The organism is Geodermatophilus sp. SYSU D00703 (assembly GCF_054050155.1).
Map to the genome: position 1 here is coordinate 28,062 of NZ_JBJGYU010000025.1, position 11,995 is coordinate 40,056.

14 protein-coding genes and 1 pseudogene are annotated in these 11,995 nt (G+C 76.4%); 9 read left to right on the forward strand and 6 right to left on the reverse strand.

The genetic code is table 11. The features are described from left to right. Positions 1-5: 5 nt before the first annotated feature. The gene (locus ACI782_RS19555; protein ID WP_456911752.1) at positions 6-1,133 is read right to left on the reverse strand and encodes an alpha-hydroxy acid oxidase; all 1,128 of its coding nucleotides are present in this window, start codon (positions 1,131-1,133) and stop codon (positions 6-8) included. A gap of 13 nt (positions 1,134-1,146) precedes the next feature. On the opposite strand from ACI782_RS19555, the gene ACI782_RS19560 reads away from it, so the two are divergent. The 3 genes and pseudogenes from ACI782_RS19560 to ACI782_RS19570 all read left to right on the forward strand — a co-directional run. Continuing rightward, the gene (locus tag ACI782_RS19560) at positions 1,147-1,470 is read left to right on the forward strand and encodes an Rv2175c family DNA-binding protein (protein WP_456911753.1); all 324 of its coding nucleotides are present in this window, start codon (positions 1,147-1,149) and stop codon (positions 1,468-1,470) included. Positions 1,471-1,477: 7 nt separating this feature from the next. After that, positions 1,478-1,822, forward strand: coding sequence for a lycopene cyclase domain-containing protein (locus ACI782_RS19565; protein WP_456911754.1), 345 nt, complete (start codon positions 1,478-1,480; stop codon positions 1,820-1,822). 136 nt (positions 1,823-1,958) lie between these two features. After that, a pseudogene (locus ACI782_RS19570) lies at positions 1,959-2,120 on the forward strand (lycopene cyclase domain-containing protein); the annotation flags it as partial. On the opposite strand, the gene ACI782_RS19575 reads toward ACI782_RS19570, so the two are convergent. The 3 genes from ACI782_RS19575 to ACI782_RS19585 are packed head-to-tail and all read right to left on the reverse strand — an operon-like array spanning position 2,117 to position 5,678. After that, positions 2,117-3,070, reverse strand: a complete 954-nt coding sequence (locus ACI782_RS19575) for a phytoene/squalene synthase family protein (RefSeq protein ID WP_456911755.1) — start codon at positions 3,068-3,070, stop codon at positions 2,117-2,119. The pseudogene ACI782_RS19570 and the gene ACI782_RS19575 sit on opposite strands and share 4 nt — an antisense overlap. Next, complete coding sequence (gene crtI, locus ACI782_RS19580; RefSeq protein ID WP_456911756.1) at positions 3,067-4,551, reverse strand: phytoene desaturase family protein; 1,485 nt, start codon at positions 4,549-4,551, stop codon at positions 3,067-3,069. Before crtI ends, ACI782_RS19575 begins: the two co-directional genes overlap by 4 nt. Continuing rightward, positions 4,551-5,678: a polyprenyl synthetase family protein gene (locus ACI782_RS19585; RefSeq protein WP_456911757.1), complete on the reverse strand. Its 1,128-nt coding sequence runs from the start codon at positions 5,676-5,678 to the stop codon at positions 4,551-4,553. The genes crtI and ACI782_RS19585 overlap by 1 nt, the downstream gene beginning before the upstream one ends. 177 nt (positions 5,679-5,855) lie before the next feature. Here ACI782_RS19585 and metF point away from each other — a divergent pair, with 177 nt between their 5' ends. Further along, entirely contained in the window at positions 5,856-6,758 is a 903-nt protein-coding gene (gene metF, locus ACI782_RS19590; protein WP_456911758.1) for a methylenetetrahydrofolate reductase [NAD(P)H], read from the forward strand. Here the strand turns inward: metF and ACI782_RS19595 are convergent. After that, positions 6,748-7,392: a hypothetical protein gene (locus ACI782_RS19595; protein WP_456911759.1), complete on the reverse strand. Its 645-nt coding sequence runs from the start codon at positions 7,390-7,392 to the stop codon at positions 6,748-6,750. The two genes, metF and ACI782_RS19595, sit on opposite strands and share 11 nt — an antisense overlap. 98 nt (positions 7,393-7,490) lie before the next feature. On the opposite strand from ACI782_RS19595, the gene ACI782_RS19600 reads away from it, so the two are divergent. The 5 genes from ACI782_RS19600 (at position 7,491) to ACI782_RS19620 (ending at position 11,132) form a co-directional block, all read left to right on the forward strand. Continuing rightward, the gene (locus ACI782_RS19600; RefSeq protein ID WP_456911760.1) at positions 7,491-7,745 is read left to right on the forward strand and encodes a FitA-like ribbon-helix-helix domain-containing protein; all 255 of its coding nucleotides are present in this window, start codon (positions 7,491-7,493) and stop codon (positions 7,743-7,745) included. Beyond that, positions 7,742-8,131, forward strand: a complete 390-nt coding sequence (locus ACI782_RS19605) for a type II toxin-antitoxin system VapC family toxin (protein WP_456911761.1) — start codon at positions 7,742-7,744, stop codon at positions 8,129-8,131. Before ACI782_RS19600 ends, ACI782_RS19605 begins: the two co-directional genes overlap by 4 nt. A 159-nt stretch (positions 8,132-8,290) precedes the next feature. Next, complete coding sequence (locus tag ACI782_RS19610) at positions 8,291-9,400, forward strand: LolA family protein (RefSeq protein WP_456911762.1); 1,110 nt, start codon at positions 8,291-8,293, stop codon at positions 9,398-9,400. Further along, positions 9,397-10,317 carry an ABC transporter ATP-binding protein gene (locus ACI782_RS19615; protein WP_456911763.1) on the forward strand — a complete coding sequence of 307 codons (921 nt, stop codon included), beginning with the start codon at positions 9,397-9,399 and terminating at the stop codon, positions 10,315-10,317. The genes ACI782_RS19610 and ACI782_RS19615 overlap by 4 nt, the downstream gene beginning before the upstream one ends. Further along, complete coding sequence (locus ACI782_RS19620; RefSeq protein WP_456911764.1) at positions 10,314-11,132, forward strand: ABC transporter permease; 819 nt, start codon at positions 10,314-10,316, stop codon at positions 11,130-11,132. Before ACI782_RS19615 ends, ACI782_RS19620 begins: the two co-directional genes overlap by 4 nt. 43 nt (positions 11,133-11,175) lie before the next feature. On the opposite strand, the gene ACI782_RS19625 is transcribed toward ACI782_RS19620, so the two are convergent. Then, a complete protein-coding gene (locus ACI782_RS19625; protein ID WP_456911765.1) occupies positions 11,176-11,982 on the reverse strand; it encodes a lipase family alpha/beta hydrolase in 807 nt (268 codons plus the stop codon). Positions 11,983-11,995: the final 13 nt, after the last annotated feature.

Below are 11,995 nucleotides of genomic sequence, written 5' to 3' on the forward strand. Positions count from 1 at the left end.
TGATCCTAGCGGCGCTCCCCGGGGGCCTCGGTCACCGTGTCCCGGGGGACGGCGGTGACGTCGGGAACGCCGCACAGCGCCATCGTGTGCGCCAGCTCGGCGGTCAGCCCGGCCAGCACGCGGGTCACCCCCTCGGCGCCGCCGGTCACCAGGCCCCACACGGCCGGCCGGCCGACGAACGTCGCGCGGGCGCCCAGGGCCAGGGCGGTGAGGACGTCGGAGCCGGCGCGGATGCCGCCGTCCACGTACACCTCCGCCTCGCCGGCGACCGCCTCGACCACCTCGGGAAGGGCGTGCGCGCTGGCCACCACCGGGTCGGCCTGCCGCCCGCCGTGGGTGGAGACCCACACCGCCGCCGCTCCCGCCTGCACGCAGCGGGCCGCGTCGTCCCCGCGGAGCACGCCCTTGACGACGACCGGCAGGCCGGAGAGGTCGGCGAAGCGGCCGACGTCGTCGAAGGTCCAGACGGGGACGTCGGCGGGGTCGCCGCCGTCCGGGCGGTTGGGGACGGGCAGGTCCGCGGGCAGGGCGAAGGCGGCGCGCAGGTCGCGCAGCCGCCGTCCGTAGACGGGCATGTCCGCGGTGAGCACCAGGGCGCGGTAGCCGGCGGCGCGGGCCCGGCGGGCGAGGTCGTCGGTGTGGGCCGGGGAGTGCACCCGGTAGAGCTGGAACCACTTGGGGGCGGACGGCGCGACGGCCGCGACCTCGGCCAGCCCGGTGCTCGCCGAGGTCGAGACGGTCATCAGCGCGCCGGCGGCGGCCGCGCCCTCGGCGGTGCCGCGCTCGCCCGCGGGCGAGGCCATCGCCTGGTAGGCCCACGGCGCCACACCGACCGGCGTCGCGACCTCGGAGCCCAGCAGCGTCGTGGTGAGGGAGACCGTGGCCGGGCCGCGCAGCACGCGGGGACGCAGCCGCCAGGACCGCCACGCGGCCGGAGCCTCGCGGAGGGTGACCTCGCCCTCGGCGCCGCCGGCGTAGTAGCCGGCGACGTCGGCGGGGAGCAGCTCCCGGGCCCGGGCCTCCAGCGCCTCGAGGTCGAGCAGGTCGGGCCCGGGCGCGTCGTCGGGCCCCTCGCCGGAGCGGCGCTGACCCGGCAGGGCGGGTGCCGGCGGTGTCTGCTGCTCGCGCGCCATAGGCTCGGAGCCTATGGAGACGTTCACCCCCGCGGAGGTCGCCGCTGTTCTGGGGGTCTCGCCCAACCGGGTCCGTCAGCTGCTGCGCGAGCGGAAGCTCCTCGCCGTCCCCGGCAGCGGCAACAGCCGGATCCCCGCCGACTTCTTCCGGGACGGGGCGGTCCTCAAGCACCTGCCGGGCCTGATCACCGTCCTGCGCGACGGCGGGTACAGCGACGAGGAGGTGTTCGAGTGGCTCTTCCGCGCCGACGAGTCGTTGCCGGGCACCCCGGTCGAGGCGCTGCGCAGCGACCGGCACACCGAGGTCACCCGCCGGGCCCAGGCGCTGGCGTTCTGACCCGCTCGTGGGCTCCCTGACGTACCTGGCACTGCTGGCCGGCTGCCTGGTCGTCACCGCGCCCCTGGAGCTGGTCCTGCGGGTCCGGGTCTACGCCCGCTGGCGGCGGCTGCTGCTGGCGGTGGTCCCGGAGTTCGTCGTCTTCGTCGCCTGGGTGCTCTACGCGATCGCGCAGGGCCACTGGGACTACTCCGACGAGCTCACCCTCGGCGTCCGGCTGCCCGGCGGCATCCCGGTCGAGGAGGTGCTCTTCTTCCTCGTCGTCCCGCTGTGCTCGGTGATGGCGCTGGAGGCGGTGCGGCGCGTGACGGGCTGGGACGCCGGCTACCCGGCCGAGGAGGCCGAACGGTGAGGGGTCGCTGCGGGCGTTCCTCGGGCACTGCCGGTCCTGCAGCGCCGGCCGTGCACGAGAACCGCCGGCAACGGGGCGGGGCGCGGCGGTGAGCTACTCGACGCTGGCCGTGCTGGCGGTCGTCGCCGTCCTCGTCGTGGACCTCGCGGTCTACCGGACGCGGATGGTCACCCGGCCGGTGTTCTGGCTGGCCTACGCGATCGTCGTGACCTTCCAGCTGCTGGTGAACGGCGTGCTCACCGGGCTGGGGGTGGTGACCTACGACCCGGGGACCATCTGGGGGCCGCGGATCGCCTACGCCCCGGTCGAGGACCTGCTGTTCGGGTTCGCCATGGTGACCCTCACCCTGGCGAGCTGGGCGGCGGTCAACCGGCGGGCGAACACCGCCAGGCGCCGCGGCCTGGACACCCGCACCCGGCGGTCGAGGACCCGGTAGTCGGCCCGCTCGATCTCGGTGAGGATCCCGCCGTAGAGGTCGGTGGCCGCGCGCACGCAGTCGCGGGACTCCGGCGCGAGCATCGGCGTCCCCGGGGCGGCGTCGTCGTAGCGGCGTCGCACGATCGCCACCATCTCCCGCATCAGCCCGCGGAAGCGCGCGTCGTACCGCTTGGCCGCCAGCTGCTCGCGGGTCACGCCGTGTGCGGCCATGAGGTCGGCGGGCAGGTAGACCCGGCCGCGGTCGACGTCCTCGGCGACGTCGCGGAGGAAGTTGGTCAGCTGGAACGCCTCGCCGAGCGCGATGGCGTGCGGCTCGGCCTCCTGGCGGAGGACCCCCGGCGCGGTGCCCAGCACCGGCAGCACCTGCAGGCCGATGACCGCCGCCGAGCCCCACGTGTAGCGGTCGAGGGCGTCCATGTCGGCGTAGCCGGTGACCTCCAGGTCGCTGGTCATCGCGGCGAGGAAGTCGACCAGGTGCTCCACCGGGATGGCGTACCGGCGGTAGGTGTGCACCAGCGCCAGCCGCACCGGGTCGTCGGACCAGCCGGCCTCCAGCTCGGCCAGCACCGCGCGGGACCAGTCGGCGAGGTCGCCGGCCGGGTCGGCGCCGGGGTGGTCGACGAGGTCGTCGGCGGTGCGGGCCGCGGCATAGAGGGCGTGGACCGCCGGACGGCGGTCGGCGGTGAGCAGCCGGGTGGCCAGGTGGTAGCTCTTGCCGTGCCGGGCCGCGATCGCCGCGCAGCGCCGGTAGGCGGCGGTCAGCCGCACCTGCCGCTCGGCCTGGGTGAGCGGTCGGTCCGTCGTCGTCATCCCGTGATCCGTTCCGCCGCCAGCCGGCCGCTGATGACCACCATCGGCAACCCGACACCCGGCTGCACCGAGGACCCCGCGAGGACCACGTTCTCCGGCCCGCGGCGGGGGAGCGTGGCGGGGCGGAACGGCCCGGTCTGACCGAAGGTGTGGGCCAGCGCGAACGGCGTGCCGGCGGCCATGCCCTGCGCGGCCCAGGTCTGCGGTGTGTCCATGCGCTCCACCTCGATCGCGCCGGTCAGCCCGGTCCAGCCGCGGGCCTCCAGGGTGGCCAGCACCTCGTCGCGGTAGCGCGAGCCGAGCGTCGTCCAGTCCAGGTCGGGGTTGCCGCCGCTGCGCGGGTCCAGGTTCGGGGTGGGGGCCACGACGCTGAGCACCTGGCCGCCGTCGGGGGCCAGGCTGCGGTCGGTGACCGACGGCATGGAGACCAGCAGGCTCGGGTCGGTCATCGGGCGCCCCTCGCGGGTCAGCTCGTCGAACACCTCGCGCCAGGCGGCGCCGAAGCTGATCGTGTGGTGTGCCTGCCCGGGCAGCTGGGCGCGGACGCCGACGTGCAGCGCGACGCAGCTGGGGGAGTAGACCGGCCGGCGGGGGGCCCGCAGGCCGGGCACCAGCCGGTGCGGCGCGTCGACGGTCACCACCACGGCGTCGGCCGGTAACCGCTCGCCGTCGTCCAGCACCACGCCGGTGACCCGGCGTCCGGAGGTCACCAGCTCCCGCACCGCCGTGCCGTACCGGAACCCGACGCCGGCGTCGGCGGCGGCCGCGGCCAGGGCCCGGGGGACGGCGGCGATCCCGCCCACCGGGTGCCACACGCCGGCGCCGATGTCGAGCTGGGCGATGACGGCGTAGGCGGCGATCGCCCGGTGGGGGCTGACCCCCGCGTACAGCGCCTGGAAGCTGAACAGCCGGCGCAGCCGGTCGTCGGCGAAGAACCGGGCCACGTGGTTCGACAGCCGGCCGAACCCGCCGCGCCGGACCAGCGCCAGGAGCTGGGGACCGAGCAGGTCCAGCGGGCCGTCGAGGTTGCGGTCGATGAAGGTGTCCAGCTGCAGCCGGTAGAGCGCCGCAAGGTCGGCGAGGTAGCGGCGCAGCGCGTCGGCCTCGGCCGGGCCGCACAGCGCGGCCACCTCGGCGGAGAACGCGTCGAGGTCCGCGTGCACGTCCAGGTGCGAGCCGTCGGCGAACTGCGCCCGGTAGGTGGTCGCCAGCGGCACGAGGGCCAGCCGGTCGTCGAGCTTCTCGCCGACCGCGGCGAGGGTGTCGGCGAGCAGCTCCGGCGCGGTGAACACCGAGGGGCCGGTGTCGAGGGCGTAGCCGCGCTCCTCCACCCGGCCGGCCCGCCCGCCGGGGCCGGGCCCGCGCTCGACGACGGTGACCTCGCGGCCGGCGCCGCGCAGCCGCAGCGCCGCCGACAGCCCGGCCAGCCCGGCGCCGACGACGACGACGCGGTCGGTCGGCCCGGGGACGGTGCGGACCATCAGGCGGTGCGGGTGGTCGCGGCGACCGCCAGTGCGTCCAGCGCGGCGCGGGCGTCCTCGGCCAGGGGGGCCTCGGCGATCGCCGTCCGGGCCAGCGCGGTCTGCTCGGCGATGCGCGCCTCGACCTCCGCGCGGGCGCCGGTGGCCTCCATGAGGGCGCGCAGCGCGTCGAAGTCCGCGTGGGTCGCGTCGGGGTTGCCGAGCAGGTCGGCCAGCAGCCGGCGTCCGCCGGCGTCCGCGGCCTCCTCGGCCAGGGCGACCAGCAGCGTCTGCTTGCCCTCGCGCAGGTCGTCGTCGGCCGACTTCCCGGTCACCGAGGGGTCCCCGAACACCCCGAGGACGTCGTCGCGCAGCTGGAATGCCTCGCCGAGCGGCAGCCCGACGGCGGTGTAGACCTCCGCGGCGCGGTCGCCGGCCCCGGCGATGGCCGCGCCGAGTTGCAGCGGCCGCTGCACGGTGTAGCCGGCGCTCTTGTACCGGGCGACGGTGAGCGCGCCCTGGGCGCCGGGCAGCCCGCCGGCGGCGCGCAGCAGGTCGAGGTACTGACCGGCGGTGACCTCGGTGCGCATGGTGTCCCAGACGGCGCGGGCCCGGCCGAGCGCGGCGGGGGAGAGGCCGGAGCAGCGCAGCAGCTCGTCGGACCACACCAGTGCGAGGTCGCCGACGAGGATCGCCGCGCCGACCCCGAACGCGGCGCGGTCACCGGTGAGCCGGCCCTCGCCGTGGCGGGTGGCGAACCCCACGTGCGTGGCCGGGCGGCCGCGGCGGGTCAGGGCGCCGTCCATGACGTCGTCGTGCACCAGCGCGCTGGCGTGGACGAACTCGAGCGCGGCGACCGCCCGCAGCACCGCGGCGTCGTCCTCACCCGGGCCCTCGGCCCGCACGCCGCGCCAGCCCCAGTAGGCGAACAGCGGCCGCAGCCGCTTGCCGCCCGCGGCCAGGGCCCGGACCTCCTCGGCGACCGGCACCAGCGCCGCGTCCATACCGGCCAGCGTCTCGCGCTGGACGTCCAGGAAGCCCCCGAGCGCGGCGGAGACCGCGTCCCGGACGCGGTCGAGCTCCGCGGCCGCCGGTGGTGGGGGTGGGGGGAGGGCGGTCGACTCGCGCCTGCGCGCCCCGGCGATCATCGCCCAAGTATCCCCTGCCCGCGGAGGGGCCTGTGCGGCCGCCCGGGCGTCCTCTACCAGCGTCAACGGACCAGCCTCCTCGATCCGGGCGTGCGCACCTGGCACGCCCACTTCGCCCGGACGACACCGGGCGGATGCAGGACCGACGCGACAACCGCGTCCGTATCCTCAGTCCCCATGACCCGCACCGTGCGAGACCTGCTCGCCGACGCACGGCCGACGTGGTCGTTCGAGTTCTTCCCGCCCAAGAGCCCCGAGGGCGCGGCCCAGCTGTGGACGGCGCTGCGCCAGCTCGAGCGGCTGCAGCCCTCGTTCGTCTCGGTGACCTACGGCGCCGGGGGCTCGACCCGCGAGGGCACCGTCTCGGTCACCGAGCGGATCGCGACCGAGACGACGATGACGCCGCTGGCGCACCTGACCGCCGTCGACCACAGCGTCGCCGAGCTGCGGCACGTGGTGAGCCGGCTGGCCGCCGCGGGGGTGCGCAACCTGCTCGCGCTGCGCGGCGACCCGCCCGGTGCCGACCCGCAGGCGGAGTGGGTCGCGCACCCGCAGGGGCTGAGCTACGCCGCGGAGCTGGTGGAGCTCATCCGTTCGATGGGCGACTTCTGCGTCGGCGTCGCGGCCTTCCCCGAGCGGCACCCGCGCTCGCCGGACTTCGAGACCGACGTCGAGATGTTCGTGCGCAAGTGCCGCGCCGGGGCGGACTTCGCGATCACGCAGATGTTCTTCCGCGCCGAGGACTACCTGCGGCTGCGCGACCGGGTCGCCGGCCGGGGCTGCGACGTCCCGATCATCGCCGGGGTCATGCCGGTGACCAACGCCCGGCAGATCGCCCGCATCGTCCAGCTGTCGGGCCAGGCCTTCCCGGAGCACCTGGCGACCCGCTTCGCCGAGCTCGACGGCGACCGGCCCGAGGACAAGGCCGCCGTCCGCGCCTACGGCGTCGAGGTGGCCACCGAGCTGTGCCGGACGCTGCTGGACGAGGGGGTGCCGGGCATCCACTTCATCACCATGAACCGGTCCACGGCGACCCGTGAGGTGCACGCCAACCTGACCGCGGTCGGCGCTACTCGCTGACCCGGGCCGGCGGGGACGCCAGGGCCGCGGCGGCCGCTGCGGCGGCCCGCCGCAGCGCCTCCCGCTCGGCCGCGTAGCCGCCGAACACGCCGACCACCGGCAGGTTGCTGAGGAACCGGTGCCGCAGCTTGCCCTTCGGGCGGGCGTCGAGGGTGTCGTCGATGCGGCCGAGCAGCCGGCTGACCCGCCACAGCGTGCGCAGGTTGCCCAGGACGCCGGCGCGCTCCTCGCGCGCGCCGAAGGCGTCCTCGGCGTAGGTGCCCTTGGCCCGCTCCAGCAGCGGCCGGACCCGGGCCGGTGGCAGGTCGCGGTCGAGCAGGACCGAGGCGAGCAGCGACACCCGCTCGGCAGGGTCGGTCACCCCGTGCTCGCTCGCCACCCCGCCGATGACGAGGGCCTGCACGGCCGAGCCGACGGTGTTCTGCAGCGGCAGCAGGTCGGCGAGCTTGCCGGCGAAGCGCGGTGCGGCGCTGATCCCGGCGGCGACGTGGGGCAACCCGTCGGCCCACCACCGGTCGCGCTCGTCCTGCGGCCGCGCCGGTGGCCGGCCCAGGCGGCGGACCAGCGGGGCGGTCAGCCGGTCGACCTTGCGCAGGACGTCGACCACGACCGCGTCGCTCATCGGGGGTGCCATGCCGGGGTCCCTACCCGGCGGACCCGCCGTTGCATGCGGCGACGTTCCGCCGCGCCGGGTCAATACAGACTGTATTGACCCGGGAGTAGCCTGGGCGCATGGGTTCGCTGCTCCAGGTCAGGGACGTACCGGAGGACGTGCGCCGTGCCCTCAAGGCGCGGGCGGCAGCCAGGGGCGAATCGCTGAACCGCTACCTGCTCGACGTCCTGGAGCGGGAAGCCGCCCAGCCGACGGTCCAGGAGGTCCTGGAGCGCGCTGCGCGGCGGGCCGGCCGTGGCGGCGTCCCGATCGTGGACGTCCTGGAGGCGGCGAGGCGGGAACGCGAGGACGACCTCGACCAGCGGCGTCCGTGATCGTCGTCGACTGCTCGGTCGTGGTGGACGCGCTCACGGTGGCCGACGGCGGGCACGCCCTCCGCGCTCGGTTGGGCGAGGAGACCCTCCATGCGCCGGCGCTGATCGACTACGAGGTCGCCGCTGCCGTGCGCGGCCTCGTCCTCCGACGGGACCTCGCCGTGGAACGTGCTGAAGAGGCACTGGCCGACTTCGGGGACCTGCCCATCCGGCGCTGGCCGGCGGCCGATGCGCTCCGGCGTCGCGCCCTGGCGCTCCGGGAGGACGTGTCTGCGTACGACGCGGCCTACGTCGTGCTCGCCGAGGCGCTGGACTGCCCCCTCCTCACCCGGGACGTCCGCCTCGCGCGAGCGCCGGGGCACGACGCCCGCGTCGAGGTCCTCTGACGGAGAGCCGGCCTTCCCACGGGAACGCGGTGGAGGTCCGGCCGACGGACCCAGCAGCCCGCCGGGCCGGTCGTCACCGGCGCCCTCTCCCGCTGCACGTGCGGGTGAACGTGCGCCGGACGGCGGCGCGAGGGGGGACGCGCACGTACCTTCTTCCGCATGGCCGCACGGGCGCACGGGGCGATCCTGCGCTGGGCGGTGGTCGGGGCGCTCGTCGCGGGCCTGGTCGCCCTGCCGTCCCTCATCGCCGCCATCCCGGCCGACGACGCCGACGTCCCGGCGGCCGAGCTGCGCGCCGCCGTGCTGGCCAGCGGCGACGTGGGGTTCTCCGGCTACGCGGTCTCCGCGGGCGGGCTCGCCCTGCCGGTCTCCGACGTGCTGCCCGACGTCGCCGACCTGTTCAGCGACCGCACCACGATGCGGGCCTGGTGGCGCGGTCCCGAGGACCACCGGGTCGACGTGGTCACGGCCGCGGGGGAGACCGGCGTGTACCGCACCGAGTGTCACACCTGGACCTGGGAGTACGAGTCCGCGACGGCGACCCGCGGTGAGCCGTCGTCCCTCGCGCTGCCCACCCCGCCGGACCTGCTGCCCGCCCCGCTCGGCCGGCGGCTGCTGTCGGAGGCCGCCGACGGGGAGCTCTCCCGCGCCGGCGCGCGGCGGGTCGCCGGTCGGGACGCGCTCGGCCTGCGCCTGGTGCCCGCCGACGCCGCGTCGTCGGTCGGCCGGGTCGACGTCTGGGTGGACCCCGCCAGCGGGCTGCCCCTCCAGGTCGAGGTCTTCGCCGACGGCGCGACCGACCCGGCGCTGGACACCCGCTTCCTCGACCTCGACCTCACCGTCCCGTCGGCGTCGGTCGTGGCCTTCGACCCGCCGCCGGACGCCACGGTCGGGGAGGCGCCGGACACCGACGAGCTGATCCGGGAGGCGGGACAGCGGACGCCGGCCGGGCCGCTCCCGGCGGAGCTGGCCGGGCTGCCCCGCCGGTCGCTGGAGGGGGTCCCCCCGGCGGTCGGCGTCTACGGCCGCGGCGTGACGCTGCTGGCGGTCGCCCCGGTGCCGCCCCGCCTGGCCGGCGGACTCCGGCAGACCCTGCAGGTCAGCCCGGGCGCGCTGGTCGACGAGCTCGGCCTGCGGGTGGCCGCCGGGCCGCTGGGGCTCATGCTGGTCGACACCCCGGGGCGAGGCGCGTACGTCCTCACCGGCACGGTCACCCTCGACGCGCTGGCGGCGGCCGCCCGGCAGCTGCCCGCGGGGGCGCAGCCGTGACCGCGGTGATCCGCACCCACGCGCTGGTCAAGCGCTACGGCCGGGTCCGCGCCGTCGACGGCATCGACCTGGACGTGCAGGAGGGGGACGTCTACGGCTTCCTCGGCGCGAACGGCTCGGGGAAGACCACCACGGTCCGGGTGCTGCTCGGCCTGGTGCTGCCCACCAGCGGCGAGGTCGAGCTGCTGGGCCGGCGGATGCCGCGCGCCGCCCGGCGGGTGCTGCCCCGGGTCGGCGCGCTCATCGAGGGGCCGGCCCACCACGGGCACCTGTCCGGACGGGCCAACCTGGCGCTGCTGGACGCCGCGGGCCCGGGCGCGTCGCGGCGCACGCGGCGCCGGCGGATCGAGGAGGTGCTCGAGCAGGTCGGCCTGGCCGGGGTCGACCGGCGGCCGGTCCGGGCCTACTCCCTGGGCATGCGGCAGCGGCTCGGGCTGGCCGGTGCGCTGCTGCGGCGGCCGGAGCTGCTGGTGCTCGACGAGCCCACCAACGGGCTGGACCCGCAGGGCATCTCCGAGATCCGCGAGCTGCTGCTGGACCTGCACCGCGGCGGGACGACGGTGTTCCTCTCCAGCCACCTGCTGGCCGAGGTCGAGCACCTGTGCACCCGGGTCGGCGTGCTCGACCGGGGGCGGATGGTGCTGCAGGACCGCCTCGCCACGCTGACCGCGCCCACCGGCGCCACGGTGGTGCACACCCCGGCACCGGACCGGGTGCGGGCGCTGCTCGACGGGCGGGTCGTGGCCGTCGACGGCACGCGGGTCGTCGTCCGGGGCGCGGACCCGGCCGAGGTCAACGCGCTGCTGGTCGGCTCCGGCGTCCCGGTGACCGGCCTCGCGGTGGACCGCCCCACGCTGGAGCAGGTGGTCCTCGCCGCGGCCTCGACCAGCCCCGACCGGGTGGAGGCCGGCCGGTGATCCTCGTCGAGCTGCGCAAGATGTTCCGGCGCCCGCGCACCTGGACGACGATCGGCGTCCTCAACGCGCTGCCGGTGCTGGTCGCGGTGCTGCTGGTGCTCACCGACCTAGCGCCCCGCCCCGGCGAGGGCCCGCCGTTCCTCTCCGCCGTCCTGACCAACGGGACGCTGTTCCCGCTCGCCGCGCTGGCGATCGTCCTGCCGCTGTTCCTGCCGATCGCCGTGGCCGTCGTCTCGGGGGACGCCGTGGCCGGCGAGGCCCAGGCCGGGACGCTGCGCTACCTGCTCGCCCGCCCGGCCGGCCGCACCCGGCTGCTGGTCGCCAAGCTGGTCGCGGTCATCGCGTTCGTCCTGGTCACCGTGCTGGTCGTGGCCGCCGTCGGCTACGTCATCGGGACGACGCTGTTCGACGCGCAGCCGATCGCGACCGGCGCCGCGACGTCGGTGTCGGGCACCGCGCTGACCCCGGAGGAGCTGCTGGCCCGCAGCCTGATGGCGATCGGCTACATCACCGTCTCGATGGTCGGCGTCGCCGCGTTCGGGCTGTTCTTCTCCACGCTCACCGACTCGCCGCTGGCCGCCGCCCTGGGCGCGCTCGCCGTGCTGGTCGCCTCCTCGCTGCTGTTCACCCTCGACGCGGCGTCGCCGATCGCGCCGTACCTGCCCACGCGCTACTGGCTGGCGTTCGTCGACTTCTTCCGCGACCCGGTCCTCTGGCGGGACGTCGTCCGCGGCCTGACGCTGCAGGGCGTCTACGTGGGCGTGCTGCTCGCCGCGGCGTGGGCCAACTTCACCACCAAGGACGTCACCAGCTAGGGCGGAGTGCCACGGCGCGGGAGACGCGCCCGTCGGTCCCCGCTCACCCGCCGAGGCGGGCGCAGTCGTCGGGGCCGAGCTCGACCGGGTCCCCGGCCTGCAACTCGGCGAGGACCATGGCCTGCACCAGCGGGTCGCGCGGCAGGTCGCCGTGAGCCGTCCGGGCGTCGGCGCAGACCGACTGCACCGTCAGGTTGACCGCGCCCTCGAGGCGGGCGGAGTCCGGCGGGGTGACCGTCTCGTCCTGCGTGGTCCAGATGGAGACCCAGGTCGGGCCCTCCGGCGTCTCGTCCCCGGCGTTGAGCCGGGCGATCAGCTCGCTGCGGGTGGACATCTGCTGGCACCCCAGCGGGCACTGCGACGGCGCGAGCGAGCCCGCCAGGTCCGCGAGGGTGGTGCCGTGGTGGGGCGAGCCCAGCGTGACCACCCTGCGGGCCACGTCGTCGCCGCCGTCGGCGACCCAGAGCCGGGCGATGACCCCGCCCGCCGAGTAGCCGACGACGTCCACGCTGTCGGCGCCGGTGCGCTCCAGCGCGGCGTCGGCCGCCTCGCCGAGGACCTCGGCGGAGTCGGTGAGGTCGCCGGTGCCGTCGCCGGGCACGGGCACCACGGTGGCATCGCGGCTCTCCGCGGTGAGCCGGTCGGCCAGCGGCTGCAGCGACGCGGTGGACCCGCCGTAGCCGGGCACGAGCAGCACCGGCCCGGGCTCCTGCTGGGACACCGGCCCGTCCGTGGCCTCGGACGTGCGGTCGAGCAGCAGGACGGCGCCGGCGGCGAGGACGGCGACGGCGACGAGGGCCAGCACCGCCAGGACCAGGCGGCGCCGGGCGGGGGAGAGGCCGGCGAGCACGCTCCCACTGTCC

Bases quoted from the DNA above. Each gene is read 5' to 3' on its own strand.
- ACI782_RS19560 (WP_456911753.1), top strand. From the start codon at position 1,147: ATGGAGACGTTCACCCCCGCGGAGGTCGCCGCTGTTCTGGGGGTCTCG.
- ACI782_RS19600 (WP_456911760.1), top strand. From the start codon at position 7,491: ATGGGTTCGCTGCTCCAGGTCAGGGACGTACCGGAGGACGTGCGCCGT.
- metF (WP_456911758.1), top strand. From the start codon at position 5,856: ATGACCCGCACCGTGCGAGACCTGCTCGCCGACGCACGGCCGACGTGG.
- ACI782_RS19555 (WP_456911752.1), bottom strand. From the start codon at position 1,133: ATGGCGCGCGAGCAGCAGACACCGCCGGCACCCGCCCTGCCGGGTCAG.
- ACI782_RS19595 (WP_456911759.1), bottom strand. From the start codon at position 7,392: ATGGCACCCCCGATGAGCGACGCGGTCGTGGTCGACGTCCTGCGCAAG.
- ACI782_RS19585 (WP_456911757.1), bottom strand. From the start codon at position 5,678: ATGATCGCCGGGGCGCGCAGGCGCGAGTCGACCGCCCTCCCCCCACCC.
- ACI782_RS19575 (WP_456911755.1), bottom strand. From the start codon at position 3,070: ATGACGACGACGGACCGACCGCTCACCCAGGCCGAGCGGCAGGTGCGG.
- ACI782_RS19610 (WP_456911762.1), top strand. From the start codon at position 8,291: ATGGCCGCACGGGCGCACGGGGCGATCCTGCGCTGGGCGGTGGTCGGG.
- crtI (WP_456911756.1), bottom strand. From the start codon at position 4,551: ATGGTCCGCACCGTCCCCGGGCCGACCGACCGCGTCGTCGTCGTCGGC.